Source organism: Rathayibacter sp. AY1E6, from assembly GCF_002931115.1.
In the GTDB taxonomy this organism is placed as follows: Bacteria; Actinomycetota; Actinomycetes; order Actinomycetales; family Microbacteriaceae; genus Rathayibacter.
This window is the reverse complement of sequence record NZ_PSVK01000012.1, coordinates 1-26,783: the sequence shown is the minus strand read 5'-3', so window position 1 is coordinate 26,783 and position 26,783 is coordinate 1. Positions and strand designations below refer to the sequence as shown.

Here is a 26,783-nt window from a genome sequence, read left to right as displayed (position 1 = left end):
ACCATGGCCACTCAGGAGACCCTCGTCCTCGTCAAGCCCGACGGCGTCGCCCGCAACCTCACCGGCGAGATCCTCCGCCGCATCGAGGCGAAGGGCTACTCCCTCGTCGACGTGAAGCTCGTCGAGGCCGACCGCGAGCTGCTCGCCGCCCACTACGCCGAGCACGAGGGCAAGCCCTTCTACGAGCCGCTCGTCGAGTTCATGGAGAGCGGCCCGATCGTCGCCCTGCGCATCGCGGGCGACCGTGTGATCGAGGGCTTCCGCGCCCTCGCCGGCACCACCGACCCGACCACGGCCGCTCCCGGCACCATCCGCGGCGACCTCGGCCGCGACTGGGGCCTCAAGGTCCAGCAGAATCTCGTGCACGGGTCCGACTCCGAGGAGTCGGCCGCGCGCGAGCTCGGCCTCTGGTTCGCCTGAGCCGCTCGGCCGCCTGCCTCTGACGACGTCCGTCAGAGGTAGGCGAGCACGTTCAGCCTCACCTGCGCGATCACCGCGATCAGCAGGTAGCAGAGCAGCGTGATGAACGGGACCCAGCCGTAGGCGGCACCGGCGAAGCGGCGCACCCCGGCGGGGAAGGGGAACACGCCCTCACGGAGGTTGCGGAGCGTCACCAGCCAGAAGCCCGGGATGACGACGGCCCAGGTGAGCATGCACCAGGGGCAGAGCGTTCCGAGCGCGAAGACGCTCGTCGCGATGAGCCAGCCCACGAACACCAGGGCCAGCAGGAAGCCGACGTTGAAGGACGCCCAGAACCACCGGTCGAACCGGGCGCCCGCGAGCAGGCCCAGCCCCACCACGATCGGCGCGATCCAGGCCGCCAGGCCGATGAGAGGGTTCGGGAAGCCGAAGACCGCGCCCTGCGCCGAGTTCAGGTTCGCACTGCACTGCACGAGCAGGCTGAAGTCGCAGCCGAGGCCCGCATCGGGGTTCTCGAGAGCGGCGAACTTGTCGTTCGTGAGGGCGAAGGCGGCGGTCCAGCCGATCACGCCGAGGACGATCAGCAGGACGGCGAAGAGGACGGGGCGCTGCTGGGTGGGGGCGTCGCGCACCCCGGGATCGCTGGACACCGGGGGATTATGGCACGCGCCGGATCGGCGCCTCTGGGAATGCGTGCGATAATCGGAGCCGTCGGTCCGGGGGACCCCGCATCGACGCGAAGAAGGTTTACCGGGCGAGTACCGGGCCACAGGAGATCGACAGCGTTCCGCGAATGGACGCGCCGGATCTCCGCTCCGCCGGGAGTCGACCGCAGGTCGCACCGCGGGGGAGCGCGTGTCGGATAGTCAGTTCCGAGTGTGCAGCTGCAACCGGAGTCCCGCGCCACGAGCGCGACGGGACCGGGGGAGCGGAAGGATTCGCGGCGGGCCGAGGCCCCTCGCACGAGAGAAGCATCCGGGAAGACGACGCGGCGGACGACCCGGCCGAGGAGTGCACCAGGAATGGTGGAAGACAACAGTACGAGCGGATCCGATCGGGACCGCGACGAGCCCCGCAGCGGGGCCAGGAAGATCAGCCGCCTCTTCGGTGGCCGCCGGGCGACCCGGCGGACCGAGTCGAGCGCGCCAGCGACAGGGGAGACGATCATCGACAGCAACGAGACCGACCAGACCGGAGCCGAGGGCACCGAGCTGCCCGAGACCGGGAGCGCCGCGGAGGCGGCCGAGCCGTCGACGTCGACGGGCGCGGTGTTCTTCAACGCCCTCCCGCAGACTCCGGGCGCCGAGCAGGAGGAGCCGCGACGGCCCGCACTGCCGAGCCCGTCGCTGCTGTTCCAGGCGCCGGTCCTGCCCGACTACGTCGAGCTGGCTCCGCTGCCTCCCCGCGGTGCGCCCCTGGGCGTCCAGGAGGAGCGCGAGAGCCCGGCCGAGGAGCAGGGCTCCGTCCGCCGCCGCTCGCGCCGCCGCAGCGGCGAGAGCGAGAGGTCCGGCTCCGACGACCCCGAGAACACCGTCGTCCGGGTCCGCCAGCCGCGCGAGCAGCGCGAGGCCCGCGAGCCCGAGCTCATCACCGAGCCGCAGCGCATCAAGGGCTCGACCCGCCTCGAGGCCAAGAAGCAGCGCCGCCGCGACGGCCGCGACGCCGGCCGGCGCCGCACGGTCGTCACCGAGTCCGAGTTCCTCGCCCGCCGGGAGGCCGTCGACCGCGTCATGGTCGTCCGCTCGAAGGAGGACAGCATCCGCATCGGCGTGCTCGAGGACGGCGTCCTCGCCGAGCACTACGTCGCCCGCTCGCAGGAGGCGTCGCTCATCGGCAACGTCTACCTCGGCCGCGTGCAGAACGTCCTCCCGAGCATGGAGGCCGCCTTCGTCGACATCGGACGCGGGCGCAACGCCGTGCTCTACTCCGGCGAGGTCGACTGGGACGCCGCGAACAACGCCGGCGGCCCCCGCCGGATCGAGCTCGCGCTCAAGCCCGGCGACCGGGTCCTCGTCCAGGTCACGAAGGACCCCGTCGGCCACAAGGGCGCCCGTCTCACGAGCCAGATCTCGCTCCCCGGCCGCTACCTCGTCTACGTGCCCAACGGTTCGATGAACGGCATCTCGCGGAAGCTCCCGGACACCGAGCGCGCCCGCCTGAAGAAGATCCTCAAGGAGGTGCTGCCCGAGAACGTGGGCGTCATCGTCCGGACCGCGGCCGAGGGCGCCACGGAGGAGCAGCTGACCGTCGACGTCGAGCGCCTGACCGCGCAGTGGACGGCTCTCAGCGCGAAGGCCGCGAGCGGGCAGGCTCCCGCTCTCCTGCACAGCGAGCCGGACCTGCTGATCAAGATCGTCCGCGACGTCTTCAACGAGGACTTCGAGAAGATGGTCATCGCCGGCGACGACGCCCGCGAGACCATCGAGCTCTACCTCAGCCAGGTCGCACCCGATCTGCTCGAGCGCGTCGAGGTCTACACGGGTGACAAGGACGCGTTCGACGAGTTCCGCATCACGGAGCAGATCGAGAAGGCGCTGGAGCGCAAGGTGTGGCTGCCAAGCGGCGGCTCGCTCGTGATCGACCGCACCGAGGCGATGACGGTGGTCGACGTCAACACCGGCAAGTTCGTCGGCTCGGGCGGGAACCTCGAGGAGACGGTCACGAAGAACAACCTGGAGGCGGCCGAGGAGATCGTCCGCCAGCTGCGCCTGCGCGACATCGGCGGCATCATCGTCGTCGACTTCATCGACATGGTGCTCGAGTCCAACCGCGACCTCGTGCTCCGCCGCCTGGTCGAGTGCCTGAGCCGCGACCGGACGAAGCACCAGGTCGCCGAGGTCACCTCGCTCGGCCTCGTGCAGATGACCCGCAAGAAGCTGGGCCTGGGCCTGCTCGAGACCTTCAGCGAGAACTGCGAGATCTGCGCCGGGCGCGGCGTCATCGTCCACCACGACCCCGTGCTCAAGCACCGGTCGACCGCCGCTCCGCAGCAGGAGCAGCGCCGCCGGGGCAAGGGCGGCGAGCAGCAGCCCGCCGCCTCCGGGCGCTCGAACGGCGGGCAGAACGGGCAGGGCGCGCCGGCGACCAAGCCGATCAGCACCCACGCCATCACGGACGACGCGAAGAACGCGCTCGCGCAGATCGCCGCCAGCACCATCCACCCCCAGGCCGTGCGCCAGGCGGCGGAGGAGGCGGCCGCGCTGGTCGAGGACGCCGCCGAGACCGTCGAGGCCCAGGCGCCGGAGGAGTCCGCCACGGCACCCGAGGAGCAGCCGTCCGAGCCGAGTCGTCGCGGCGAGCGTCCCGCCCGGGGCGAGCGCCGTCGTCGCAGCCGCGACCGCGAGCCGCGCCATGAGGCCGCCGAGACGGCGGCCGTCGAGTCGGCTCCCGTCGAGACCCCGGTCGAGAAGGAGATCGAGCCGGCCGCTGCCGCGCCGATCCTCGACATCCCGATCGCGCCGGTCACGCCTCCGCGCCGCGTCCGCAGCGAGGTCGCCGAGCACCTGCTCGACTCCGTGCTCGACGCTCTGCCGGCCCCGAAGCAGCCCGGCCAGGGCCGTGCGAAGAGCCGGCGCGTCACGACGGCCGCGCTCACCGGAGTCGCGGTCATCCCCGAGCAGACCCCGCGCCGCGCCGACCAGTAGCGCGACCCGGTGTCAGGAGGGCCCGGTGCCCGGCGAGAGCCGGCGCCGGGCCCTCTCGGCGTCCCGGTCGCGCCCGCGGACGCGGAGCCCGCTCCGCCTCAGCCGCTCGACCAGCTCCCGCGCGCCGACGGGGACCGCGCCCGCGGCGACGAGCTCGTCGATCCGCTCCTCGGGCACGTCGTAGTGGTCCAGGTCGAAGCCGCGCTCGGGCACGCCGAGACGGCGCGCGAAGTCGTGGAGCTCCTCGAGCGAGACGTCGCTCACGAGGTGCGCCCACAGCCGGCCGTGCGCCGGCCAGCGCGCGGCGTCGACGAGGATGGCCATTCCCCGATCGTAGGCGGCGCGCCGTCCGTCCACGCGCCTCCTCCTCGACTATCGTGACGGGGTCGCCGGTCGGGTGGACACGGGTTCGCAGTCGTGTGAGTTTGACCGTGGAGCGCGGATCCCGTACTCTTGACCGTTGGTGTGGCGCGATCCATGTGCTCACGCAGATTTCCGTTGTCGCTCCGCCCCTCACGGGGCGCGGGCCGCGGTGCCGGTTCCCTCGTGTCGTGAGGAGACGGGTACGAACCGGAAGACCGGGGCTCAGCCCCGTCCCTACAAGCCCCGGACGAGGCCTCCGCTCCGTCCAGACGAGAAACAGGTACGAGAAGTGGTTTACGCAGTTGTGCGCGCCGGCGGTCGGCAGGAGAAGGTCGAGGTCGGCACCATCGTGACGATGGACCGCGTCAAGGCCGACGAGAACGGCACCGTGCAGCTTCCTGCCGTGCTGCTCGTCGACGGTGAGTCGATCACCTCGGACGCGGCGACCCTCGCGGGCGTCACCGTCACCGCCGAGGTGCTCGAGGACCTCCGTGGTCCGAAGATCATCATCCAGAAGTTCAAGAACAAGACCGGTTACAAGAAGCGCCAGGGGCACCGTCAGGACCTCACGCGCGTCAAGGTCACTGGCATCAAGTAGTCCTGCAAAGGAATTGAGCTGACCTGCGGAGCGAGCCATCGCCCTGCAGGGCAACAGCACGGGGCTGCGGCCCCCCGGTCTCGAGGAGATGAGAAATGGCACACAAGAAGGGCGCGAGCTCCACTCGCAACGGTCGCGACTCGAACGCGCAGCGTCTCGGCGTCAAGCGCTTCGGCGGCCAGGTCGTGAACGCGGGCGAGATCATCGTCCGCCAGCGCGGCACGCACTTCCACCCCGGCGCGAACGTCGGACGCGGTGGCGACGACACCCTGTTCGCCCTCTCGGCGGGCGCTGTCGAGTTCGGCAGCAAGGGCGGCCGCAAGGTCGTCAACATCGTGGCGGCCGCCCAGTAGGGTCGACCTCCTCGGCCGCACAGGCACAGGACGCAAGGGGCGGGCTTCGGCTCGCCCCTTGCGCGTTTACCGGGGCACAGCCCCCCGGCGCCGGCATCCCGGCGCCGCACGCACTCACGGACGGATTCACACCATGGTCACCTTCGTCGACAACGTCACGCTGCATCTGCGTGCCGGCCACGGCGGCAACGGCTGCGTCTCCGTCCGTCGCGAGAAGTTCAAGCCGCTCGCCGGCCCCGACGGCGGCAACGGCGGGCACGGGGGCGACATCGTCCTCGTCGCCGACCCGCAGACGACGACGCTGCTCGCCTACCACCGCCACCCGCACCGCAGCTCCGAGAACGGCGGTCCCGGCATGGGCGACCACCGCGCGGGCGGGAACGGCGAGCTCATGGAGCTCCCCGTCCCGGTCGGCACGGTCGTCAAGTCGCCCGACGGCGACGAGTTGATCGACATGGACGAGCCGGGCCTCCGGTTCGTCATCGCTCCGGGCGGGCAGGGCGGGCTCGGCAACGCCTCGCTCGCCACCACGAAGCGCAAGGCGCCCGGCTTCGCGCTGCTCGGCACGCCGGGCTGGGAGGGCGACGTCGTCCTCGAGCTGAAGACCGTCGCGGACGTCGCGCTCGTCGGGTTCCCCTCGGCGGGCAAGTCGAGCCTCGTCGCGGCGATCTCGGCGGCCAAGCCGAAGATCGCGGACTACCCGTTCACGACCCTCGCGCCCAACCTCGGCGTCGTGCAGGCGGGGGAGTCGCGGTTCACCGTCGCCGACGTGCCCGGTCTCATCGAGGGCGCGAGCGAGGGCAAGGGCCTGGGCCTGGAGTTCCTCCGCCATGTCGAGCGCTGCACCGCGCTCGTCCACGTGCTCGACTGCGCCACGCTCGAGCCCGGCCGCGACCCGCTGACCGACCTCGACATCATCCTCGGCGAGCTGGCGGCGTACCCCGTCGGCGACGGACAGGTGCCGCTGATCGAGCGCCCGCAGCTGATCGCGCTCAACAAGGTCGACGTGCCCGAGGCCCAGGAACTGGCCGACTTCGTCCGGGCCGACCTCGAGGGCCGCGGCTACCGCGTGTTCGAGATCTCGACGGTCAGCCACTCGGGACTCCGCCAACTGACGTTCGCCCTCGCCGAGATCGTCGAGAAGCACCGCCTCGAGCTCGCCGCCGTGCCGCGGGTGGAGCGCATCACCATCCGCCCCCGCGCCGTGGACGAGAAGGACTTCGAGATCCGGGTCGAGGGCGGCTCGTACGGCAACGTGTACCGGGTCCTGGGCACCAAGCCCGTGCGCTGGGTCGCGCAGACCGACTTCACGAACGACGAGGCCGTCGGCTTCCTCGCCGACCGCCTGGCCAAGCTCGGAGTCGAGAACGGCCTGTTCTCGGCCGGAGCGGTCGCCGGCTCCACCGTCGTCATCGGCCCCGGCGACGGCGTTGTCTTCGACTGGGAGCCGACCCTCACCTCGACGGCCGAGCTCATCACCGCGCCCCGCGGAACGGACCTCCGCCTCGAGGACAACCGGCGCAAGACCCGCAACGAGCGTCGCGAGGACTACTTCGAGCGGATGGACGCCAAGGCCGAGGCCCGCGCGGAGCTCGAGCGCGAGCGCCAGGGTGGCGTCTGGCGCGTCGCCGACGAGGGCGACGGCACGGAGGCCGGCGAGGAGAGCTGACTCCCGCCGCCGGGGTCGTCTGCCTCTACACTGGCCGGATGCCGCAGACGACCCCCGACAGCAGTGCGCTGACCGAGCGGTTCGCCGCCTCCCGCGTCGCGTCGCGCTCCCTCCGCAGTGCGACCACCGACCTCAAGAACCGGGCTCTGCTCGCCATCGCCGACGCGGTGCGCTCGAGCGCCGAGCGCGTCGTCCCGGCGAACGAGCTCGACCTCCAGCGGGGCCGCGAGAGCGGGATGAGCGCGGGCCTGCAGGACCGCCTCCGCCTCGATGCGGTGCGCCTGGGGTCCCTCGCCGACGCCGTCGTCGCGGTCGTCGGGCTCACCGATCCGGTCGGGCAGACGGTGCGGGGATCGAACCTGCCCAACGGCGCCTCCCTCACCCAGGTGCGGGTCCCGTTCGGCGTGGTCGGAGCGATCTACGAGGCGCGCCCGAACGTCACCATCGACATCGCGGCGCTCGCCCTCAAGAGCGGGAACGCCGTGATCCTGCGCGGAGGCACGGCCGCGGAGAACACGAACCGCGTCCTGGTGGAGCTGCTGCAGGAGGCCGTCGCCTCCGTGGGCCTGCCCGCCGAGCTGGTGCAGACGGTCGACGACCACGGCCGCGAGGGCGCGAAGGCCCTCATGCGAGCGCGCGGCTACGTCGACGTCCTGGTGCCGCGGGGGAGCGCGGGCCTCATCGAGTCGGTCGTGACGGAGTCGACGGTCCCCGTGATCGAGACGGGCGCCGGAGTCGTCCACGTCTTCCTCGACGCCAGTGCCGACGAGCGGTGGGCCGTGGACATCGTCCACAACGCCAAGGTGCAGCGTCCGAGCACCTGCAACGCCCTCGAGACCCTCCTCGTCCACCGCGACGCCGCCGAGCGCCTCCTCCCGCCCGTCCTCGGCCGGCTCGCGGAAGCGGGAGTGACCGTGCACGGCGACGAGCGCGTCGCGGCGCTCTGGCCCGACGCGGTGCCCGCCACCGATGAGGACTGGTCCGCGGAGTACTACTCGCTCGACGTCGCCGTCGCGATCGTCGACGACCTCGACGCCGCGATGGCCCACATCGACCGGTACTCCACCCACCACACCGAGTCGATCGTGACGAACGACCTCCGAAGCGCCGAGCGCTTCCTCGCCGAGGTCGACTCCGCGGTCGTGATGGTCAACGCCTCCACCCGCTTCACCGACGGCGGGGAGTTCGGGTTCGGCGCCGAGGTCGGCATCTCGACGCAGAAGCTGCACGCTCGGGGCCCCATGGGCCTTCCCGAGCTGACCAGCACGAAGTGGCTGCTGCGCGGCGCGGGACAGGTCCGCGCCTAGCGCCCGGACCGGCGATCCGGCGTCGAGCGGCGTCCGGGTAGACTCGTCTGAGCCCCGCCGGGGCGACCACGACCTCCAAGGAGCACTGCATGTCCCTCGCGACGACCGTCCTCGCCGAAGCAGCGGCCCACACGGAGCTGCCGTTCCCCCCGATCGTCTTCGGCCTGATCGCCGCCGTCGCCTTCACGGCCCTCGGCTTCGTCACCTGGAGCTACCGGGACGTGGCGAACCGCCACTCGCACAAGACCGGTGCCGGCTCCCACGACCAGCACGGTCACGGACACTAGGCGGGGAGCCCAGCGATCGTGACGTCCGCCGCGAGCGGAGGCCCGCGGCGTCCGCGCATCGGCGTGATGGGCGGCACCTTCGACCCGATCCACCACGGTCACCTGGTCGCCGCCTCCGAGGTGGCCCAGTCGTTCGACCTGGACGAGGTCGTCTTCGTGCCCACCGGCCAGCCGTGGCACAAGAAGACGGTGACCTCCGCCGAGCACCGGTACCTGATGACGGTGATCGCGACGGCGTCGAACCCGCGCTTCACCGTCAGCCGCGTCGACGTGGACCGGATCGGCACGACCTACACGATCGACACCCTGCGGGACATCCACGCCGCGCACCCCGACGCCGAGCTGTTCTTCATCACCGGCGCGGACGCGGTCGCTCAGATCCTGAGCTGGAAGGACTACGACGAGCTGTGGGAGCTGGCCCACTTCGTCGCCGTCAGCCGGCCGGGGCACGTCCTCAATGTTTCGGGATTGCCGGCCCAGGACGTATCCTTGTTGGAGATTCCGGCACTGGCGATCTCCTCGACCGACTGTCGGAGCCGCGTCAACCGGGGTCATCCGGTCTGGTACCTGGTTCCCGACGGTGTCGTCCAGTACATCTCGAAGCACCACCTGTATCGGAGCACGTCATGACAGTTCAGCCCGAGGAGAAGCCGCTCACCCGGCGCGAGATCCGCGAGCGCGAGAGGCGCGAGGCCGGTGCGGCCACGACCGCCGCCGTTCCGACGACGTCCCGCCGGGCTGCCACCGCGACCGCCACCACCGCCGGCGACATGCCGGTGCTGACCCCCACCCAGGCCCTGCGGATCACCCCCGTCGAGCCGAGCCCCGCGAGCGAGCCCGACCTGCGCACCTCCTCGATGGAGATCGTCGCCACCGAGAACGCCACGGGCCGCCAGCTGACCCGTCGGGAGCTGCGCGCACTGCTGGCGCAGCAGCAGGCGGAGAAGGTCGCCGCCGCACCGGAGGCGGAGCCGCCCGCCGACGAGGAGCGGTCCGACGACGAGCGCTCCGACGACGTCGAGGGCGCCCTCGAGCGCGCCTCGGCGCTCCCGCCGACCGGGGCGGTCCCCGTGATCGAGGCGGCCGACGAGTCCCGTGATGCGGAGCCGGTGCCCGAGGGCGCAGCGGAGCAGGAGCCGGAGGGCGACGAGGACGTCGTCACCGAGGACGCCCCCGAGGCGTCCGAGGAGGAGGCGGACGAGTCCGCCACCGATGCGACCGCGGACGCCGACGCGGCCGAGGTGCACGAGGCCGAGATCGAGAGCTCCTCCTCCGACGACGAGACGCCGTCCGCGGACGCCTCCGACGAGCGGGACGCGGACGACGAGCAGCCGACGGCCGGCGAGCAGCCCGAGCAGCCGCACCTGAACACTGCGCTCTTCGCGTCGGTGGGCGGATCCCTCGACATCGCCGACGAGAAGGCCACCGAGATCACCGGGAGCTTCGAGCCGCCGATCGAGCACCTCGCCATCACCGAGGAACTCGACAGCAAGTCGAAGGAGGAGGTGGACGCCTCGTTCGACTCCCTCATCGCGAGCGGAGTCGCCGCCACCGGTGCCGTCACCACCACCAACGCGCTGATCCTGCCGACCACGGGCCCCGGCGCGACCGTCGGCACGGACACGGGGGAGATCCTCGTCACCGGCTCGTTCGACCTCCCGCGCAGCCTCGGCTCCACGGGCCAGCACCCGAACCTCTACGACTCGCCCGATGTGGACCGCTACGTCGACCGCATCGACCGCGAGCAGCCCGTCGGCGAGTCCGAGCCGGTCCGGGCGTCCAGCGCCGTCTCCACGCACGCCGCCGGCACCTCGATGATCGCGCCGCAGAAGCGCGCCGGCGTGAGCGTCCCGGTGGTCCTCGCGATCACCGCGGCCGTCCTGCTGGTCGGCGCGATCGCGCTGTTCATCGGCGGCTTCGTGCTCAACATCTTCTGATCTCCACCACCGACACTGAAGGCTTCATGACTGCGACCGATTCCGCCCGCGCCCTGCTCCAGCTCGCGGCCACCGCCGCCGACTCCAAGGGCGGTGAGGACCTCGTCGCCCTCGACGTCTCGGGGCCGCTGCCGCTGGTCGACATCTTCCTCCTCGCCACCGGCCGCTCCGAGCGCAACGTGGTCGCGATCGCGAACGAGGTGGAGGACCGCCTGAACGACTCCGGCGCCAAGCTGCTGCGCCGCGAGGGCCGTGCGGAGGGCCGCTGGATCCTCCTCGACTTCGGCGACCTCGTCGTGCACGTCTTCCACGAGGAGGACCGCATGTACTACTCGCTCGAGCGCCTCTGGAAGGACTGCCCAACGGTGCCGTTCACCCTCGAGCAGCCTGTCGCCGTCGACTCGTCGACGTCCTCGAACTGACGAACACGCCCGGCGACAGCGCTCGATTTCACTTCACGCGAATCGTGTTGTAGTTTATTCGAGTTGCTTCCGCCGGGCGGAGACAGCGAAAGACAGTACGAAGCAAGACAGAACAAAACACGGGTCCGTGGCGCAGCTGGTAGCGCACCTGCATGGCATGCAGGGGGTCAGGGGTTCGAATCCCCTCGGATCCACCGAACAGGTCCGCACTCCTCCGAGAGTGCGGACCTTCGTCGTTCACGGCGCTACAGGGTCTGGCGCCGTCCTGTCCGGCTCAGGCCGGTCATGACCGTACCCGCCCGGCCGCCGGGTCCCCCTGCTGGTCACGCACGCGTCGGCCCGACCGGCTCCACATGGCCGCCGCATCCGGCGAGGAATCCGGAGAGCTCGCCCCAGGCGTCCTCCCCGATCGTGGTGTTCGGGCGCCGTGCGAGATCGGCCAGAGCGTCCGTCAGCTCGTCGACTCCCGTCACGATCCTCGTCCGTGCCGCTCCCGTGCCCTGCCATCCGGGCGCGTACGTCCTGACGTCGGGGTGGCTGTAGAGCACGGCCGTCTCGAACCACGGCGTGGGCAGACCGTTCAGGGCCAGGTGCTCCTTGAGCCGCGCGGCCTGGATCCGGACCTGCCGGGCGGGGACGTGCTGCTCGACATGCGTGCGCACCGTCCACCGCGACACCGTCCCCGGTGCGATCTGAACCGCGAAGGCCTCGGGCAGGGCGTCCTCGTCGAGGAGGACGCCGTAGGAGGGGTGGACAGTACCGGGTCGCACGCCGTCGAAGACGACCCCCTGCCAGTACTTGGCCTCGATGATGAGCGCGCCGTGCCGGGTGAGCAGCAGATGGTCGATCTGCGCGAGGAAGCGGCGCGTCGTGCGCGCGTCGACCGGTACGAAGACGACGTTCGTGGCGAGGACGCCGGACAGCCCCGCCGAGGCGCACGCCTCCCGGATCAGGGTGTGCGAGACGGCCTCGCTGCTCCAGGTCCTGGCGAGCGCGTCACGGGTCTGCTCGACCTCCTCCTGCGCCGTCTCGAGCTCGGTCCGACTGAGGTCGCGCTCGGCGTCGCGCGCGCGCGTCAATGCCTTGAGCGCCGCCTCGTGGCTCCGGTCGCGCTCGGCGATCGTGCGCTGGTGCTCCTCCGAGGCCTCCTCCGCGGCCTGCTCCGCCGCCGCTCTCGCCGCAGTGCGCCGTCGGCGGCCGGCGACGACCGTGATGAGAAGGGCCAGGAGCAGGGCGGCCGCGACGGCCCAGGGGAGGTACTCGTTCATGGTCCCCAGGCAAGCACGGACCACCGACCGTGCGCCGCGACGGCTCCCAATCGCGCCGCTCGGCAGACTGGCCGCAGTGCGCTCGCTCGTGCCCGGCCCGGACGTCTTCGTCGGCGTCCGCCTGCGCGCGCGGGCGGAGACCCCGACCCTGCGCCGGCCGATCGCGCGGGCGGAGCCCTACCGCCGCCCGGCGGACGCGATGCGCGACCAGCACGAGGTCCGGCTGACCGGCGTCGAGGGCACGCTGCTGGGCTTCGTCGGCCCGCAGCCGTTCCAGGGGATCAGCGTCGCCGGCCTGCACACGCACGTCGTCGACACCACCGGCGGGATCGGCGGCCACGTGCTCGCCGCCTCCGGAGTCGCGGGCCTGATCGAGATCGAGCGGTACGGCGGCATCACCCTCCTCCTGCTGGAGTCGGACGACCACCCGCGAGCCGACCTGGACGCGGCGGCCGACGCCGAGATCCGCGCCGTGGAGACCGACCACCCGCCCTGAGCGGCCCTACCCTGGACGCATGCCCTCACTGCGCGACGTCCACGCCGTCATCGACCGTCTCTGGCCCGAGGCGGCCGCCGAGAGCTGGGACGCGCCCGGCCTGGTCACCGGCGACCCCGACGCCGCGGTGGAGCGGATCCTGCTCACGGTCGACGTGGTCTCCGACACCGTCGCGGAGGCCGTCGACGGCGGATACCAGCTCCTGGTCGCGCACCACCCGCTGCTGCTGCGCGGCGTCACCTCGATCGCCGAGGACGGCTACAAGGGCCGCCTGCTCGCGGACCTCGTCCGGGGCGGCTGCGCACTGATCTCGGCCCACACGAACGCCGACATCGTCGCGGACGGCGTCTCGGACGTGATCGCGACCCGCCTCGGCCTGACCGGCACGACTCCGATCGTCCCGGGCGCCGACCCGTCGGTCGGGCTCGGCCGGGTGGGCGATCTGCCCGAGGAGGTGACGCTCGGACGCCTGGCCGGAGCCGTGGCCGAGCTCCTGCCGGCCACCGCGGGGGGAGTGCGGGTCGCGGGCGCCTACGAGACACCCGTGCGCCGCGTGTCGCTCTGCGGGGGAGCGGGGGACTCCCTCCTGGACGCCCCCGCCGTCCGCACGAGCGACGTCTTCATCACAGCCGACCTCCGGCACCACCCGGCCTCCGAGGCGCGCGAGAAGGCCCTGCACGGCACCGGCCCCGCCCTCATCGACGTCTCGCACTGGGCGAGCGAGTGGCTGTGGCTCGACGTCGCCGCGACCGCGCTGCGGGAGGCCCTGCCCACGGTCACCGTCGAGGTGAGCGAGACCCGCACCGACCCGTGGGATTTCGCGATCGTGCACTGACCCGCCGCGGGCACGGGAGAATGGACGCGGCGCGTCCGTACTGCGCGCCGGGAACGAGGACCGCCACGTGAAAGCCAGCCCCGCACACCAGCGCGAACTCCTGACTCTGGCGAGTCTGGACACGAGGGGCGCGCAGCTGCGCCACGCCCTCGCGACGCTCCCGCAGATCGCGCGGATCCAGGCGATGCAGGCCCGCGACAACGAGACCCGCCGCTCCCTCGCCGAGCGCACAGGGCGCCTCGAGGACGTGCGCACCGAGCTCGGGCGCATCGAGTCCGACGTCAGCGTGGTCGAGAAGCGGCTCACCCGCGATCGCGACCGCCTGCAGACCGCATCCGCGGCCAAGGACATCGCCGCGCTCGAGAGCGAGATCACCTCCCTCGTGAAGCGGCGGGGAGACCTCGAGGACATCGAGCTGACCCTGATGGAGCGGATCGAGGGCATCGAGTCCGAGGTCGCCGCGGCTCAGGCCGAGCGCGACGAGGTCGTCGCCTCGCTCGGGACCCTCGCCGAGGAGCGCGACGCGCAGGCCGAGAAGCTCCGCGACAAGCAGGAGGCGCTCGCCCGGGACCGCGCCGATCTGGTGACGACGCTTCCGGAGGACCTGGTCGAGCTGTACGAGAAGCAGCGCGCCCGCTACGGAGTCGGCGCGGCCCTCCTCCGCGGGAAGGTGTCGGAGGGGAGCGGCGTGGCCCTCACCGAGTCGGACCTCTCCTGGATCCGCGCCTCCGCTCCGGACGAGGTCGTCCTCTGCCCCGACAGCGGCTGCATCCTGGTGCGCGGCGAGGAGTCCACCCTCGCCTGAGCCGTACACTGGACGGGCGAACGGGCCGGCAAGACGGTCGCGTCACCGCGGCGAGAGCCGTGGTGCCGAGGAACGTCCGGGCTCCGCAGAGCAGGGCGGTGGGCAACACCCACCCGGGGCGACCCGCGAGACAGTGCCACAGAGAACAGACCGCCGTCGGCTCCGGCCGGCGGTAAGGGTGAAACGGTGGTGTAAGAGACCACCAGGGGCCGGAGTGATCCGGTCCGCTCGGTAAACCTCGCCCGGAGCAAGGTCAGACAGAGGACGATGCGGCTGCTCGTCGGGTCCTCGGGTAGACCGCTGGAGGGTCACGGCGACGTGGCTCCGAGAGAGATGGCCGTCCAGCGCCCGCCGAGAGGCGCGGCGTGAACAGAACCCGGCGTATCAGCCGACCCCTTCGCCACGAGATGCCCCGCCCCGGCGGGGCATCTCGCGTCTCCGCCGGTCGCCGAGCTCGCGCTCCCGCCCGCAGGCAGCGCGACGGCCTGCCGTGGCGGTTCCGGGGTCTCGATACATCCTTGCGCGGCTGCTCGTTGAGACTGGCGCGGTCCATCTCTCGCGCTGCCTCCTGCGGACGAAGCGGTGCAGCACGACGTCCGGCAGGCGCCGATCCCCGAGGACGGTCCTGGGACGCCGCTGCGGATCGACCCCGAGGACCAGGTGCCCCCGCCCCCGTCCTGGCTCACCGCGACCACTGAACACTGAAAGTCTGATCACGTCCGTCCGCCGTGGCGCCACTCACCAGGCGAACCGGCGAAACGCGTGCCAGCGTTTCGCCGTAGCCGTCCGCCCCCCGCTCCCCGGAACGCGTCACCTCCCGAGGCCGACCGCGCCTCGGCGGGCGGGGACCGCCGAGGAAAAAGACTCAGCCCCGCCCTGCGAGCGCGGCCGCGCCGAGGATGCCGGCGTTGTTGCGGAGCGCCGCCGGGATGATCGGGGTGCGCAGGTCGAGCAGCGGGAGGAACTCGTCGTGGTGCTTGGAGATGCCGCCGCCGACGATGAAGAGATCGGGCCAGAGCAGCGCCTCGAGGTGGGAGTAGTAGCGCTGCAGGCGCTTCGCCCAGTGCTTGTAGTCGAGGTCGTCGCGCTCCTTGGCGGCGAACGAGGCCTTCTTCTCGTAGTCGCCGCCGTGGATCTCGAGGTGGCCGAGCTCGGCGTTGGGGATGAGGATCCCGTCGTGGATCTGCGCCGTCCCGATGCCGGTGCCGAGGGTGGTCATGATGACCAGGCCCTCCTTGTCCTTCGCCGCTCCGAAGCGCGACTCGGCGTAGCCCGCCGCGTCGGCGTCGTTGACGAAGAAGATGTTCCGGCCGATCGCGTCCTCGAACAGCTTCTCGGCCTCGAGGCCGATCCACTCGTCCGACACGTTCGCCGCCGACATTGTCCGTCCGTGGACGACGACGGCGGGGAAGCAGATGCCGACCGGGGTGTCCGAGGGCAGGTCCGGGATTCTCTCGAGGATCTGCTGAACGGTGGCGACGATGTCCTTCGGCGTGCCTCCCTGGGGAGTGGCGAGCTTCATCCGGTCGCTGAGCAGGGTGCCCGCGGCCAGGTCCACCGAGGCCCCCTTGATGCCCGTTCCCCCGATGTCGATCCCGATGGCGGTCGCCGCAGCAGTCATAGCGGCCATGCTAGCGAAGGGCGGGGGTGCGGACCGACGCGGGCTGCGGCGTAGGATCGCGGCATGGCTGACGGCGACGCGAACTCCTGGTGGTACAACCTCAAGGCCGGCACGGTGGAGCAGGGATTCGTGTCCCCCTCCGTCGACCGGGTGGGACCCTTCTCCTCTCGCGAGGAGGCGGAGCACGCCCTCGAGCGGCTGCACGAGAACAGCCGCAAGTGGGCCGAGGAGGACGCCGCCGAGGACCGCTGACCGCGGCTACTCGTAGCTGTGCTCGGCGCCGGGGTAGGCGCCGGACTCCACGTCGTCCCGGTACGCGGTGACCGCTCCGGTGAGCACGCCGCGCAGATCCGCGTACTGCTTCACGAAGCGGGGGATGCGGCCGGTGGTGAATCCGGCGAAGTCCGTCCACACGAGCAGCTGTCCGTCGACGTGCGGTCCCGCTCCGACTCCGATCGTCGGGATGCGCAGCTCCTCCGTCACCTGACGTGCCGCGTCCGCGGGCACCATCTCGAGGACGACGGCGAACGCCCCGGCCTCCTGGACGGCTCGTGCGTCGGCGAGCAGCTGCTCGATGCCCTCGCCGCGCCCCTGGACCATGTGGCCGCCGAGCCCGTGCTCGCTCTGGGGCGTGAAGCCGATGTGCGCCATCACGGGGATGCCCGCCTCGACGATGCGCCGGATCTGCTCGGCGGAGCGGACCCCGCCCTCGAGCTTCACCGCGTGCGCGTGCGTCTCCTTCATGAAGCGGAACGCCGTGTGCAGCGCGTCGTCGGCACCCGACTCGTAGGAGCCGAAGGGCATGTCGGCGACGACGAAGGCGCGCTCGACGGCTCCGGCGACGGCACGCGCCAGCGGGATGAGCTCGTCGACGGTGACGGGCAGAGTGGTGTCGTAGCCGAGCACCGTGTTGCCGGCGGAGTCGCCCACGAGAAGGAAGTCGATCCCGGCGTCGTCGAAGATCTTCGCCGTGAGCTGGTCGTAGCTGGTCAGCCCGGTGATGCGGACACCGGAGTCCTTCGCGTTCTGGAAGTGGCGGGTTCGAACGCGTTTCACGGGCTGCGCTGACATGGGCGCCAGTCTACGGCGCGCCTCGGGCGCCCCGCGGGCCCCGGTCGGAGGCAGTAGCCTGAGGGTCGAAACAGGAGGGGTCTGGATGGACAAGCAACGGGACTTCGTTCTTCGCACCATTGAAGAGCGAGGGATCAAATTCGTTCGCCTCTGGTTCACCGACGTCGTCGGCACGCTGAAGTCGGTCGCGATCGCGCCGGCCGAGGTGGAGGGCGCGTTCGCGGAGGGGCTCGGCTTCGACGGCTCCGCCATCGAGGGCCTCACCCGCTCCTTCGAAGCCGACGTCCTCGCGCATCCGGACCCGTCGACCTTCCAGATCCTCCCGTGGCGCGGAGAGATCGACCCGACGGCGCGGATGTTCTGCGACATCACGACGCCCGACGGCCAGCCCGCCGTCGCCGACCCGCGCAACGTGCTCAAGCGCACGCTGGCGAAGGCGGCCGAGCGCGGGTTCACCTTCTACACGCACCCCGAGATCGAGTTCTACCTCCTCAAGTCGTCGTCCTTCGGCGCCGAGGGTCCGGAGCCGGTCGACTCCGCCGGGTACTTCGACAACGTCCCCGGAGGCACGGCGCACGACTTCCGCCGCCGCTCCGTGCGGATGCTGGAGGATCTGGGCATCTCGGTCGAGTTCAGCCACCACGAGGCGGGCCCCGGCCAGAACGAGATCGACCTCCGCTACGCGGACGCGCTCACCACGGCCGACAACATCATGACCTTCCGCACCGTGATCAAGGAGGTGGCGATCGAGCAGGGCGTCTACGCGACGTTCATGCCGAAGCCGCTCTCCGGGCACCCCGGCTCGGGCATGCACACGCATCTCTCGCTCTTCGAGGGCGACGTGAACGTGTTCTACGAGCAGGGCGCCCAGTACCAGCTCTCGAAGCTCGGCCGTCAGTTCATCGCGGGCCTGCTCAAGCACGCCCCCGAGATCACCGCCGTGACGAACCAGTTCGTCAACTCCTACAAGCGGCTCTGGGGCGGCGACGAGGCGCCCAGCTACGTCTCGTGGGGCCACAACAACCGGTCCGCCCTCGTGCGCGTTCCGCTCTACAAGCCCAACAAGGGGCAGTCGTCGCGCATCGAGTACCGGGCGCTGGACTCCGCGGCGAACCCCTACCTGGCGTACTCGCTGCTCCTGGCGGCCGGGCTCAAGGGCATCGAGGAGGGCTACGAGCTCCCGGCCGAGGCCGAGGACAACGTGTGGGCCCTCTCGGACGCGGAGCGCCGGGCGCTCGGCTACGGCGCTCTGCCCGCCAGCCTCGACCGCGCCATCTCGCTGATGGAGGAGTCCGAGCTCGTGGCCGAGACGCTGGGCGAGCAGGTGTTCAACTTCGTGCTGCTCAACAAGCGGAAGGATTGGGCCGAGTACCGCGCCCAGGTCACGCCGTACGAGCTGCGCAGCAATCTCGAGATGCTCTGACGCCTCGGCCATGCCCCGTGAACGCTCCCTCCGCGATGTCGCACGCCTCGGCTTCGCCGCGCTCGGCGAGACCGGGGCGCGGCTGGCCGAGGCGGAGGAGCTCGCCGGGCGGCAGCTCGAGTCGGTGCTGCCCTCCTTCGCCCGGGTGGCGGACCCGGACGAGGCGCTGCTCGCTCTGATCGACCTGCTGCGGCGGCACCGCGACCGCATGGACGCGGTCCTCGCCGACGACGAGGCACTGACCCGGCTGCTTCTGGTGGTGGGGGCCTCCTCCGGCCTCGCCGACTTCCTCCAGCGCCGGCCCGACGAGCTGGCCAGCGTACTCGAGCCGGTGCGCACGCTCCCCGGGCGCGCCGAGATGAAGGCCGAGCTGCTCGAGTCGGTCGGCGCCGTCGACGGCTTCTCGTCGCTCCGGGAGGAGGCGGGCTGGACGGCGCTGCGCGTCCGGTACCGCCGCCTCCTCACCAGGATCGTCGTCCACGATCTGAGCCAAGCCGACCCCGTCGCGGCGATCGACCGGGTGACGAGGGCGCTGGCCGACCTCGCCGGAGCCGCGCTGGAGGCGTCCCTCGCCGTGGCGCGGACCGAGCTGGTCGAGGGCACGGGCCCAGGCCGCTTCGGCCGGGACGAGGTCGCCGCCACCCGCTTCGCCGTCATCGGCATGGGCAAGGCGGGAGCGTCCGAGCTCAACTACGTCAGCGACGTCGACGTGATCTTCGTCGCCGAGGGCGACCCGGAGAAGGAGCTGACGAACGCCCGTGCGATCGACGTCGCCACCCGGCTCGCCGTGCTCCTCATGCGCGGGACCTCTGCGCTGGCGATGGAGCCGGAGCTCTGGGAGGTCGACCCGAACCTGCGCCCGGAGGGCAAGCAGGGCGCGCTCGTGCGCACCCTCGAGTCGCACATCACCTACTACGACCGGTGGGCGAAGAGCTGGGAGTTCCAGGCGCTGCTCAAGGCGCGTCCGCTCGCCGGCGACCAGGAGCTGGGGCGGGCGTACGTCGACGCGGTCGCGCCCAAGGTCTGGTCGAGCGCCTCCCGCGAGAACTTCGTCGAGTCGGTGCAGCGGATGCGGGAGCGGGTCACCGAGAACATCCCGCAGAACGACGTCCACTACCAGATCAAGCTCGGGCCCGGCGGCCTGCGCGACATCGAGTTCACGGTGCAGCTGCTCCAGCTCGTCCACGGGCAGACCGACGACGAGATCCGCATGCCCGGGACTCTGCTCGCCCTGGGCGCCCTCGCCGACCGCGGGTACATCGGCCGCTCCGCCGCGGAGGAGTTCGCGCAGGACTACCGAGCACTCCGGCTGCTCGAGCACCGCCTCCAGCTGCGGCGCCTGCGACGCACGCACCTGATGCCGCGGGACGAGCACGAGCTGCGGACCCTCGCCCGCTCCAGCGGGCTCGCCCGCACGGCGGAGGAGCTGCTGAGCGTCTGGAACGGGATCAAGCACCGCGTCCGGGGCCTGCACGAGCGCCTGTTCTACCGTCCGCTGCTCTCCGCGGTCGCCGCGCTCTCCGACGGCGGCGCCGAGCTGTCCACCGGCCAGGCGGAGGCGCGCCTCGCCGCCATCGGCTTCGCGGACGCCCGCGGGGCGCTCGGCCACATCGCCGCGATGACCTCGGGCGTCTCGCGCCGCGCGAGCATCCAGCGCCACCTCGTGCCGGTGATGCTGCAGTGGTTCGCCGACGGACCGGACCCCGACTACGGCCTGCTCGCGTTCCGGCGCCTCAGCGACGCACTGGGCGGGACGCCCTGGTTCCTCCGGATGCTGCGCGACTCTTCCGGAGCCGCCAAGCGGCTCACCACGGTGCTCTCCGGATCGCGCTTCGTCGGCGAGCTGCTCGACCGCATCCCGGAGTCGGCGGCCTGGCTCGAGGACGACGACGCCCTCCGCCCCCGCAGCGCCGCCCAGCTCGCCGAGGAGGTGCGCGCCGTGCTCGCCCGGCACGAGACGCCCGACGCAGTCGCCTCGGTCCTCCGCTCGATGCGCCGGCGCGAGGTGCTGCGGACCGCCATGGGGGGCGTGCTCGGTCTCAGCTCGATCGAGGAGATCGCGACCAGCCTCACCGACATCATCAGCGCACTGCTGGGCGGCGTGCTCGCCGCCATCCGGCGCGGCAGTGCGACCCGGCCCGGCGCCGACGCGGAGTTCGCGATCATCGGCATGGGCCGGTACGGAGGGGCGGAGCTGGGCTTCGGCTCCGACGCCGACGTGATGTACGTCCAGCGACCCGGCACCGCCGAGCCGCACCAGGCCCAGCTCTACTCGCAGTTCGTCGTCGCCGAGCTGGTCCGGCTCACGGAGGACTCCCGCCTGCCGCTCGACCTCGACGCCGACCTGCGGCCCGAGGGCAAGAACGGGCCCCTCGTGCGCTCCCTCGACTCCTACCGCGCCTACTACGCCCGCTGGTCGCTGACCTGGGAGGCGCAGGCGCTGCTCCGGGCGCGGGGAGTGGCGGGGGACCAGGCGCTCATCGAGGACTTCGAGGAGCTGGCTGACGGGGTCCGCTACCCGGGAGCGGTCTCCGACCGCGACATCCGCGAGGTGAAGCGGATCAAGGCACGGGTCGAGAGCGAGCGTCTGCCGCAGGGCGCCGACCCCCGCCGTCACCTCAAGCTCGGCCGCGGATCGCTGAGCGACGTCGAGTGGCTGGTGCAGCTCCTCCAGCTGCAGCACGCGCGGCGGACCCCGGCGCTGCGGACCACCTCGACCCTCACCGCCCTCGCGGTCGCGGAGGAGGAGGGCATGGTCGGCCCGCAGGACGCGGAGCGGCTGCGTGCCGCGTGGATCCTCGCGTCCCGTGTCCGCTCGGGCACCACGCTCTGGGGCAACCGCACCAGCGACGTCCTCCCGACCGACCGTCGGCAGCTCGAGGGCGTCGCGCGCCTGCTCGAGTATCCGGCCGGGTCCGCGACGGCGCTCGAGGACGATTATCTCGGCGTGACCCGCCGCTCCCGCGCGGTCTTCGAGCGCCTGTTCTACGGGCCGGCCGCGGGAGACGCTCCCTCCTACCGCTGACGCCCGCGCGCCGGGGACGGCGAAGGGCCGCCCCTCCGAGGAGGAACGGCCCTTCGGCAGTGCTGCGGGATCAGACCCCGTAGTACAGCTCGAACTCGAACGGGTGAGGACGCTGCGCGAGGGGCTTGATCTCCTTCTCGCGCTTGTACTCGATCCAGGTGTCGATGAGCTCCTGAGTGAACACGCCACCCTGGAGGAGGAAGTCGTGGTCGGCCTCGAGGGCGTCGAGCGCCTCGCCCAGGGTCGCGGGGACCTGCGGGATGAGCTTCGCCTCCTCGGGGGGCAGCTCGTAGAGGTCCTTGTCGACCGGCTCGTGCGGCTCGATGCGGTTCTTGATGCCGTCGAGGCCCGCCATCAACTGGGCGGCGAACGCGAGGTACGGGTTGCCGGAGGCGTCGGGCGCACGGAACTCGATGCGCTTGGCCTTCGGGTTCGTGCCCGTGATCGGGATGCGGATGGACGCGGAGCGGTTGCCGGCCGAGTAGACCAGGTTGACCGGCGCCTCGAAGCCCGGGATCAGGCGGTGGTACGAGTTGACCGTCGGGTTCGTGAACGCGAGGACGGCGGGGGCGTGCTTGAGCAGGCCGCCGATGTACCAGCGCGCGAGGTCCGAGAGACCGCCGTAGCCGTTCTCGTCGTAGAAGAGCGGCGTGCCGTCGTTCCACAGCGACTGGTGGGTGTGCATGCCCGAGCCGTTGTCGCCGAAGAGCGGCTTCGGCATGAACGTGGCGGTCTTGCCCCACTGCTCGGCCGTGTTCTTGACGATGTACTTGAACTTCAGGATGTCGTCCGCCGCGTGGACCATCGTGTCGAAGCGGTAGTTGATCTCGGCCTGGCCGCCGGTGCCCACCTCGTGGTGCGAGCGCTCGAGGATGAGGCCGGCGTCGATCAGCTTGAGGCAGATGTCGTCGCGGAGGTCGGCCTGCTTGTCGACGGGGCTCACCGGGAAGTAGCCGCCCTTGTAGGGCGTCTTGTTGCCGAGGTTGCCGCCCTCCTCGACGCGTCCCGAGTTCCAGGCGCCCTCGACCGAGTCGACGGAGTGGAACGCGGAGTTCTGCGTGATCTCGTAGCGGACGTCGTCGAAGATGTAGAACTCCGCCTCGGGGGCGAAGAACGCGGTGTCGGCGATGCCGGTCGACGCGAGGTACTTCTCGGCCTTCTTCGCGACCTGACGCGGGTCCTTGGAGTAGATCTCGCCGTTGCGCGGGTTGTAGATGTCGAAGACGAGGATCAGCGTGCGCTCGACGCGGAACGGGTCCACGTAGGCGGTGGTCACGTCAGGGATCAGCTGCATGTCCGATTCGTGGATGTTCGCGAATCCGCGGATCGAGGACCCGTCGAAGAGCTGACCGACGGAGAAGAACTCCTCATCGACAGTCGAGGCGGGGATGTTGAAGTGCTGCTGGACACCGGGGAGATCGGTGAACCGGATGTCGAGGAACTTGACGTCCGTGTCCTTGATGAACGAGAGCACCTCGGAAGAATCTTTAAACATGCAAAGGTCTCCAATGGCGTGACGGGGTGCTGCAGAGCGCAGCCGTTCCAGGGTAGTGACGGGGGGTTTCCCCACCGTGTCCCTGTTGTTTCCGACATGTTACGGGGCCGGTCCGGGGTCGGGCTCCACGTCGTCTGCCGGACCACCCGCTCCTCGGTCCGCTCCGAGACGCCGCGGATAGGATCGGAGGATGCCAGCCGCCGACCGCAGGACCTTCGCCGACGCCGCCCCGAGCTCGTACCCGGGGGAGCGTCTCGGCCTCCCCCGAGAGGGCCGCCTCTCGGTCGGACGGTCCGGCCGCCGCATCGCCGCCCTGGCCGTAGACTTCGCCGTCGCGGCTCTGCTGTCGCTCGCGTTCTTCGACTACGACCGCTGGGCGAGCCTGCTGCTGTTCGTCCTGCTGCAGGTCGTCTTCATCCCCACCATCGGCGGCAGCATCGGGCACCGCCTGCTCGGGATGCGCGTCATCCGTCTCGGCGGGGGCTGGGTCGGCGTGTGGCGCCCGATCGTGCGCTCTGTGCTGCTGGCCGTGCTGGTGCCGGCGCTCGTCTGGGACTCGGACCAGCGCGGCTTCCACGACAAGGTGGCCGGCACGGTTCTCGTCCGCTACTGACTCGCGCCGCAGACGCGACAGGCCGGCCGGGAGAGATCCCGACCGGCCTGTCGCGTCTGCGTCAGCGCGATCGCTGAGGGCGCACCTTGAAGGGGTCGACGCCCTTCGGGATGGGCAGCGACGTGTTGAGCGAGGAGAGCCGGTTCTTCACCGCGAGGACCTCGGCCTTGGTGAGGACCTTCTTCGTCTTCGAGAGGCGGCTCGGCACCTTGTGCAGCGGAGTCGCATCGGCGTCGGAGCCGACGTGCACGAAGGTGACGGGGACGTTCGGCAGGATCCGCGACACCTTGCGCCGCTCGTCCTCGAGCATGCGCTTGGTCCGGGAGGCGGGGCCCTCCGCGATCAGCACGACGCCTCCGCGGCCGACGGCGCGGTAGACGGCGTCCTGGGTCTTGCCGTTGACGGCAACGGGCATCTCGCCGCCGGTCCAGGTGCCGCGCAGTCCGCTGCGCAGGACGGCGCCGACCGCGCCGGGCTGCCCGGCGATCTGCCCGTAGGCGGCGCGCTCGGCGCGGCGCGAGAGCACGGCGAGTCCGGCGACCAGGCCGGCCATCACGCCCACGATGATCCACAGCGCGATCACGAAGCCGTTGCCGTTGCCGAGCAGGATGCCGAGGAGCACGCCGAGCAGGATCGGGAGCAGGAGCGCGAGGAGGATGATCCAGACGGCGCTGCTGTCGTAGCGGCGGGTCATCTGGAACACCTGCCACATCTGCTTGAGACGTCCGGGTTCCTTGACCGCCTTCGTCGACGGTTCCGTGCTGCGTGCCATGACGTCAAGGATACCGAGCGGGAGCGCGGCGGCGGACCCCGGACGCGGATCCGACTCCTCCACAGAGGGCACGTGCGCCGATCCCTCCACCGATCGGGATCGGCGGGCGTCCTCCGCCTCGGCCTGCGGTCAGGCTCGCCTCATGACGAGCAGCGGGACGGTCCAGGGCCGGAGGATCGGCGGAGCGCGGACGGGGAGGCGGTGGACGCCTGCGCCGGACGCCGCACCGTCGGCCGAGCGGACGATGCGGCCGCGGGAGGCCGAGGCGCTGCAGGCGTCGCCGGTGGCTCGGCTCGCCGAGCACCGCCACCGCGAGAGCATCGTCCGGGTGGAGTCGTCTCCGAGGAGGTGCATCGTGTCGACCGCCCCTCCCGTCGTCGCCACGCTCGAGAGGTTCCTGCGGGTCGAGCGGGGGATCGGACTCGGCGCCGCGGTCACCCTCCTCGCCCCCGTGGTGGGCGCGGTCCGCTCGGCCGCGCTCGAGGGAGCATGGCTGGCTCCGACGACGGACGACATCGGCCTGACGGAGGAGGGTCGGCCGCTGCTGCTGCTGACGACGCCCGCCGTCGACACCCCGCGTGCGGCGCGCGACGCGCTGCAGCGGGTCCTGGAGCGCCTCGGAATGCTCTGCCCGGAGCTGCCGGTCGCCGCCCTCGCGCGGCACCGCGACCTGCTGGCGCTGGAGGGCAACCTCTACGGACTCGCTGATCCACAGGGGATAGGCGAGGCGGTGCGGGCGCTGCCGACGTCCGGCGCGGATGCACGGGGTCGGGAGGCGGTGCCCGCTCCGGCTGCCCGGCACAGGCGGGTCCATCCGCTCGACGGCTGGCAGGACCGCCTCCGGGCGTTCGTCGTCCGGCGTCGGGGACCGCTCTCCGTCGGGACGGCGATCGTGCTGGGAGCGGTGCTCGCCGGTTCGCTCGCGGGCGGGCCCGATCGGCAGGTGCAGGATGCGGAGGCGTCGACCGCAGCCGCGCCCGTTCCGGCTCGGTCGGCTCCGCCGGCGGTGGCGACCGCGGCACCGCCGGCTCCGGTCGCGGCGACCTCACTCGACGCCGAGCAGGCGGCGGAGGTGCTGATCGACGCGGTGCGCGCGTGCGGGGACCGGGAGTGCGCCCGCGGTCTGGTCACGGCGGACTCGCCGCTCGGCGACGCAGCGGACGGCCCCGCCTCCGCTGTCCCGGCGACGGGGGAGGCGTCGGCCGTCCTCGTCGACGTGAACGGGGCATCGGCGGTCGTGCACCTCCGGACGGCCCCGGGGACGACAGCGGCCTCCGTCCTGATCATCAGGACGGAGGCCGGCTGGCTCATCCGCGACGTCTACACCGGAGCGGCCTCGTGAGAGGCGCGCTCAGGGGGAGCGTGTCAGATGCCGAGGTCGTTCTCGAACGAGCCCTCCTCGAGGCGCTCCTTGATCGCGACCAGGAAGCGCGCCGCGTCGGCTCCGTCGACCGTGCGGTGGTCGTACGAGAGCGCGAGGAAGACGGTCGAGCGGATCGCGATGGCGTCAGCACCGTCCACCTGCACGACGGCCGGCTTCTTGGTGACGATGCCGGTGCCGAGGATCGCGGTCTGCGGCAGGAACACGACGGGAGTGTCGAACAGGGCCCCGCGCGAACCGGTGTTGGTCAGCGTGAAGGTGCCGCCGGCGAGCTCGTCGGGCTTCAGCTTGTTGTTGCGGGTGCGCTCGGCCAGGTCTCCGATGGTGGAGGCGATCTGCGCGAGGTTCAGCTCGGACGCGTTCTTGAGGACCGGGGTCAGCAGGCCGCGCTCGGTGTCGACGGCGATGCTGATGTTCTCGTGGTCCGGGTAGACGATCGACTCGCCGTCGAGGGTCGAGTTGATCACCGGGTAGGCCTTGAGCGCCTCGGCCGCCGCGAGGGCGAAGAACGGGAGGAAGGACAGCTTGGCGCCGGTCTTCTCCTGGAAGCTCCTCTTGACCGAGTCGCGGAAGCGGGCGACCGCCGTGACGTCGACCTCGATGACCGAGGTGAGCTGGGCGCTCGTCTGCATCGACTCGACGGCGCGCTGCGCGAGGACCTTGCGCAGGCGCGACATCGGCTGCGTGGTGCCGCGGAGGGGCGACGTCTCGAGCGGGGTGCGCGCGGCCTTGGCGGCTGCGGCGGCGGGCGCCGAGACCGGGGCGGCCGGAGCCGACTTGGCGGCCTCGACCGCGTCGAGGACGTCCTGCTTGCGGATGCGGCCGCCGACTCCGGTTCCCGTGAGGGTGGAGAGTTCGATGCCGTTCTCGCCGGCGAGCTTGCGCACGAGCGGGGTGACGTAGCCGGGGTTGGAGTCGGTGGGCTCCGGGGAGGCGGCGGGCGCGGCGGCAGCGGGGGCCGGCGCCTCCCCGGAGCCC

The 26,783-nt window shown here is 71.6% G+C and carries 26 protein-coding genes, 1 tRNA gene and 1 other RNA gene; 20 read left to right on the top strand and 8 right to left on the bottom strand.

Annotated features, from left to right (window positions below; genetic code table 11):
• Nucleotides 1-3 precede the first annotated feature (3 nt).
• Nucleotides 4-420 carry a nucleoside-diphosphate kinase gene (ndk, locus tag C5C46_RS10945; protein ID WP_104223686.1) on the top strand — a complete coding sequence of 139 codons (417 nt, stop codon included), beginning with the start codon at nucleotides 4-6 and terminating at the stop codon, nucleotides 418-420.
• A gap of 32 nt (nucleotides 421-452) precedes the next feature.
• Here the strand turns inward: ndk and C5C46_RS10940 are convergent, their stop codons facing one another.
• Entirely contained in the window at nucleotides 453-1,070 is a 618-nt protein-coding gene (locus tag C5C46_RS10940) for a vitamin K epoxide reductase family protein (RefSeq protein ID WP_258059442.1), read from the bottom strand.
• A 372-nt stretch (nucleotides 1,071-1,442) separates the two neighbouring features.
• Here C5C46_RS10940 and C5C46_RS10935 point away from each other — a divergent pair, with 372 nt between their 5' ends.
• Nucleotides 1,443-4,064, top strand: a complete 2,622-nt coding sequence (locus tag C5C46_RS10935; RefSeq protein WP_104226719.1) for an Rne/Rng family ribonuclease — start codon at nucleotides 1,443-1,445, stop codon at nucleotides 4,062-4,064.
• 12 nt (nucleotides 4,065-4,076) lie between these two features.
• Here the strand turns inward: C5C46_RS10935 and C5C46_RS10930 are convergent, their stop codons facing one another.
• The gene (locus tag C5C46_RS10930) at nucleotides 4,077-4,388 is read right to left on the bottom strand and encodes a DUF4031 domain-containing protein (protein ID WP_104226718.1); all 312 of its coding nucleotides are present in this window, start codon (nucleotides 4,386-4,388) and stop codon (nucleotides 4,077-4,079) included.
• A gap of 328 nt (nucleotides 4,389-4,716) precedes the next feature.
• On the opposite strand from C5C46_RS10930, the gene rplU reads away from it, so the two are divergent.
• The 9 genes from rplU (at nucleotide 4,717) to C5C46_RS10885 (ending at nucleotide 11,194) form a co-directional block, all read left to right on the top strand.
• Nucleotides 4,717-5,025 (top strand): 50S ribosomal protein L21, encoded by a 309-nt coding sequence (rplU, locus tag C5C46_RS10925; protein ID WP_104223682.1) that lies wholly within the window; start codon nucleotides 4,717-4,719, stop codon nucleotides 5,023-5,025.
• Between the two features lie 95 nt (nucleotides 5,026-5,120).
• A complete protein-coding gene (gene rpmA / locus C5C46_RS10920; RefSeq protein ID WP_068209107.1) occupies nucleotides 5,121-5,378 on the top strand; it encodes a 50S ribosomal protein L27 in 258 nt (85 codons plus the stop codon).
• A 133-nt stretch (nucleotides 5,379-5,511) separates the two neighbouring features.
• Complete coding sequence (gene obgE, locus C5C46_RS10915; protein WP_104226717.1) at nucleotides 5,512-7,047, top strand: GTPase ObgE; 1,536 nt, start codon at nucleotides 5,512-5,514, stop codon at nucleotides 7,045-7,047.
• A gap of 38 nt (nucleotides 7,048-7,085) precedes the next feature.
• Nucleotides 7,086-8,354: a glutamate-5-semialdehyde dehydrogenase gene (locus C5C46_RS10910; RefSeq protein ID WP_104226716.1), complete on the top strand. Its 1,269-nt coding sequence runs from the start codon at nucleotides 7,086-7,088 to the stop codon at nucleotides 8,352-8,354.
• Nucleotides 8,355-8,443: 89 nt separating this feature from the next.
• Entirely contained in the window at nucleotides 8,444-8,641 is a 198-nt protein-coding gene (locus C5C46_RS10905; protein ID WP_104223679.1) for a hypothetical protein, read from the top strand.
• An 18-nt stretch (nucleotides 8,642-8,659) separates the two neighbouring features.
• The gene (gene nadD / locus C5C46_RS10900; protein ID WP_104223678.1) at nucleotides 8,660-9,271 is read left to right on the top strand and encodes a nicotinate-nucleotide adenylyltransferase; all 612 of its coding nucleotides are present in this window, start codon (nucleotides 8,660-8,662) and stop codon (nucleotides 9,269-9,271) included.
• Complete coding sequence (locus C5C46_RS10895) at nucleotides 9,268-10,578, top strand: hypothetical protein (protein ID WP_104223677.1); 1,311 nt, start codon at nucleotides 9,268-9,270, stop codon at nucleotides 10,576-10,578. The genes nadD and C5C46_RS10895 overlap by 4 nt, the downstream gene beginning before the upstream one ends.
• Before the next feature lie 26 nt (nucleotides 10,579-10,604).
• Nucleotides 10,605-11,000: a ribosome silencing factor gene (rsfS, locus tag C5C46_RS10890; protein WP_104223676.1), complete on the top strand. Its 396-nt coding sequence runs from the start codon at nucleotides 10,605-10,607 to the stop codon at nucleotides 10,998-11,000.
• Between the two features lie 121 nt (nucleotides 11,001-11,121).
• Nucleotides 11,122-11,194, top strand: a tRNA-Ala gene (locus C5C46_RS10885).
• A 129-nt stretch (nucleotides 11,195-11,323) separates the two neighbouring features.
• On the opposite strand, the gene C5C46_RS10880 is transcribed toward C5C46_RS10885, so the two are convergent.
• Nucleotides 11,324-12,268 (bottom strand): nuclease-related domain-containing protein, encoded by a 945-nt coding sequence (locus tag C5C46_RS10880; RefSeq protein WP_104226715.1) that lies wholly within the window; start codon nucleotides 12,266-12,268, stop codon nucleotides 11,324-11,326.
• Between the two features lie 76 nt (nucleotides 12,269-12,344).
• On the opposite strand from C5C46_RS10880, the gene C5C46_RS16950 reads away from it, so the two are divergent.
• The 4 genes from C5C46_RS16950 (at nucleotide 12,345) to rnpB (ending at nucleotide 14,804) form a co-directional block, all read left to right on the top strand.
• Nucleotides 12,345-12,764, top strand: a complete 420-nt coding sequence (locus C5C46_RS16950) for an acetolactate decarboxylase (RefSeq protein ID WP_181134709.1) — start codon at nucleotides 12,345-12,347, stop codon at nucleotides 12,762-12,764.
• Between the two features lie 19 nt (nucleotides 12,765-12,783).
• Entirely contained in the window at nucleotides 12,784-13,599 is an 816-nt protein-coding gene (locus C5C46_RS10870; protein ID WP_104226714.1) for a Nif3-like dinuclear metal center hexameric protein, read from the top strand.
• A 67-nt stretch (nucleotides 13,600-13,666) separates the two neighbouring features.
• Nucleotides 13,667-14,404: a zinc ribbon domain-containing protein gene (locus C5C46_RS10865; RefSeq protein ID WP_104226713.1), complete on the top strand. Its 738-nt coding sequence runs from the start codon at nucleotides 13,667-13,669 to the stop codon at nucleotides 14,402-14,404.
• A 21-nt stretch (nucleotides 14,405-14,425) separates the two neighbouring features.
• Nucleotides 14,426-14,804: RNase P RNA component class A (gene rnpB, locus C5C46_RS10860), an RNA gene on the top strand.
• Between the two features lie 465 nt (nucleotides 14,805-15,269).
• Here the strand turns inward: rnpB and ppgK are convergent.
• Nucleotides 15,270-16,025 carry a polyphosphate--glucose phosphotransferase gene (ppgK, locus tag C5C46_RS10855; RefSeq protein WP_104226712.1) on the bottom strand — a complete coding sequence of 252 codons (756 nt, stop codon included), beginning with the start codon at nucleotides 16,023-16,025 and terminating at the stop codon, nucleotides 15,270-15,272.
• A 63-nt stretch (nucleotides 16,026-16,088) separates the two neighbouring features.
• Here ppgK and C5C46_RS10850 point away from each other — a divergent pair, with 63 nt between their 5' ends.
• Nucleotides 16,089-16,277, top strand: coding sequence for an SPOR domain-containing protein (locus C5C46_RS10850; protein ID WP_104223671.1), 189 nt, complete (start codon nucleotides 16,089-16,091; stop codon nucleotides 16,275-16,277).
• A 6-nt stretch (nucleotides 16,278-16,283) separates the two neighbouring features.
• On the opposite strand, the gene panB is transcribed toward C5C46_RS10850, so the two are convergent.
• On the bottom strand, nucleotides 16,284-17,096 hold the full coding sequence (gene panB / locus C5C46_RS10845; protein WP_104226711.1) for a 3-methyl-2-oxobutanoate hydroxymethyltransferase: 813 nt from the start codon (nucleotides 17,094-17,096) through the stop codon (nucleotides 16,284-16,286).
• Between the two features lie 85 nt (nucleotides 17,097-17,181).
• On the opposite strand from panB, the gene C5C46_RS10840 reads away from it, so the two are divergent.
• Both C5C46_RS10840 and C5C46_RS10835 read left to right on the top strand, forming a co-directional pair.
• The gene (locus tag C5C46_RS10840) at nucleotides 17,182-18,519 is read left to right on the top strand and encodes a glutamine synthetase family protein (protein WP_068253236.1); all 1,338 of its coding nucleotides are present in this window, start codon (nucleotides 17,182-17,184) and stop codon (nucleotides 18,517-18,519) included.
• Nucleotides 18,520-18,529: 10 nt separating this feature from the next.
• Nucleotides 18,530-21,544: a bifunctional [glutamine synthetase] adenylyltransferase/[glutamine synthetase]-adenylyl-L-tyrosine phosphorylase gene (locus C5C46_RS10835; protein WP_104226710.1), complete on the top strand. Its 3,015-nt coding sequence runs from the start codon at nucleotides 18,530-18,532 to the stop codon at nucleotides 21,542-21,544.
• 70 nt (nucleotides 21,545-21,614) lie between these two features.
• Here the strand turns inward: C5C46_RS10835 and glnA are convergent, their stop codons facing one another.
• Entirely contained in the window at nucleotides 21,615-23,039 is a 1,425-nt protein-coding gene (gene glnA, locus C5C46_RS10830; protein ID WP_104223668.1) for a type I glutamate--ammonia ligase, read from the bottom strand.
• 190 nt (nucleotides 23,040-23,229) lie between these two features.
• Between glnA and C5C46_RS10825 the strand changes: the two genes are divergently transcribed.
• A complete protein-coding gene (locus tag C5C46_RS10825; RefSeq protein WP_104223667.1) occupies nucleotides 23,230-23,652 on the top strand; it encodes an RDD family protein in 423 nt (140 codons plus the stop codon).
• 61 nt (nucleotides 23,653-23,713) lie between these two features.
• On the opposite strand, the gene C5C46_RS10820 is transcribed toward C5C46_RS10825, so the two are convergent.
• Complete coding sequence (locus C5C46_RS10820; RefSeq protein ID WP_104223728.1) at nucleotides 23,714-24,424, bottom strand: DUF4191 domain-containing protein; 711 nt, start codon at nucleotides 24,422-24,424, stop codon at nucleotides 23,714-23,716.
• 355 nt (nucleotides 24,425-24,779) lie between these two features.
• On the opposite strand from C5C46_RS10820, the gene C5C46_RS10810 reads away from it, so the two are divergent.
• Entirely contained in the window at nucleotides 24,780-25,766 is a 987-nt protein-coding gene (locus C5C46_RS10810) for a hypothetical protein (protein ID WP_104226708.1), read from the top strand.
• A 23-nt stretch (nucleotides 25,767-25,789) separates the two neighbouring features.
• Here C5C46_RS10810 and sucB read toward each other — a convergent pair.
• On the bottom strand, nucleotides 25,790-26,783 hold a 994-nt coding region (sucB, locus tag C5C46_RS10805; RefSeq protein WP_104226707.1), incomplete at its 5' end, for a 2-oxoglutarate dehydrogenase, E2 component, dihydrolipoamide succinyltransferase.

Excerpts from the sequence above, each read along its gene's own strand:
- C5C46_RS10930 (WP_104226718.1), bottom strand. The coding sequence starts at position 4,388 with ATGGCCATCCTCGTCGACGCCGCGCGCTGGCCGGCGCACGGCCGGCTG.
- C5C46_RS10910 (WP_104226716.1), top strand. The coding sequence starts at position 7,086 with ATGCCGCAGACGACCCCCGACAGCAGTGCGCTGACCGAGCGGTTCGCC.
- glnA (WP_104223668.1), bottom strand. The coding sequence starts at position 23,039 with ATGTTTAAAGATTCTTCCGAGGTGCTCTCGTTCATCAAGGACACGGAC.
- C5C46_RS10935 (WP_104226719.1), top strand. The coding sequence starts at position 1,443 with ATGGTGGAAGACAACAGTACGAGCGGATCCGATCGGGACCGCGACGAG.
- C5C46_RS10825 (WP_104223667.1), top strand. The coding sequence starts at position 23,230 with ATGCCAGCCGCCGACCGCAGGACCTTCGCCGACGCCGCCCCGAGCTCG.
- C5C46_RS10835 (WP_104226710.1), top strand. The coding sequence starts at position 18,530 with ATGCCCCGTGAACGCTCCCTCCGCGATGTCGCACGCCTCGGCTTCGCC.
- ndk (WP_104223686.1), top strand. The coding sequence starts at position 4 with ATGGCCACTCAGGAGACCCTCGTCCTCGTCAAGCCCGACGGCGTCGCC.
- rsfS (WP_104223676.1), top strand. The coding sequence starts at position 10,605 with ATGACTGCGACCGATTCCGCCCGCGCCCTGCTCCAGCTCGCGGCCACC.
- obgE (WP_104226717.1), top strand. The coding sequence starts at position 5,512 with ATGGTCACCTTCGTCGACAACGTCACGCTGCATCTGCGTGCCGGCCAC.
- ppgK (WP_104226712.1), bottom strand. The coding sequence starts at position 16,025 with ATGACTGCTGCGGCGACCGCCATCGGGATCGACATCGGGGGAACGGGC.
- rpmA (WP_068209107.1), top strand. The coding sequence starts at position 5,121 with ATGGCACACAAGAAGGGCGCGAGCTCCACTCGCAACGGTCGCGACTCG.
- C5C46_RS10905 (WP_104223679.1), top strand. The coding sequence starts at position 8,444 with ATGTCCCTCGCGACGACCGTCCTCGCCGAAGCAGCGGCCCACACGGAG.
- C5C46_RS10895 (WP_104223677.1), top strand. The coding sequence starts at position 9,268 with ATGACAGTTCAGCCCGAGGAGAAGCCGCTCACCCGGCGCGAGATCCGC.
- C5C46_RS10850 (WP_104223671.1), top strand. The coding sequence starts at position 16,089 with ATGGCTGACGGCGACGCGAACTCCTGGTGGTACAACCTCAAGGCCGGC.
- C5C46_RS10870 (WP_104226714.1), top strand. The coding sequence starts at position 12,784 with ATGCCCTCACTGCGCGACGTCCACGCCGTCATCGACCGTCTCTGGCCC.
- C5C46_RS10820 (WP_104223728.1), bottom strand. The coding sequence starts at position 24,424 with ATGGCACGCAGCACGGAACCGTCGACGAAGGCGGTCAAGGAACCCGGA.
- C5C46_RS10880 (WP_104226715.1), bottom strand. The coding sequence starts at position 12,268 with ATGAACGAGTACCTCCCCTGGGCCGTCGCGGCCGCCCTGCTCCTGGCC.
- C5C46_RS10840 (WP_068253236.1), top strand. The coding sequence starts at position 17,182 with ATGGACAAGCAACGGGACTTCGTTCTTCGCACCATTGAAGAGCGAGGG.
- panB (WP_104226711.1), bottom strand. The coding sequence starts at position 17,096 with ATGTCAGCGCAGCCCGTGAAACGCGTTCGAACCCGCCACTTCCAGAAC.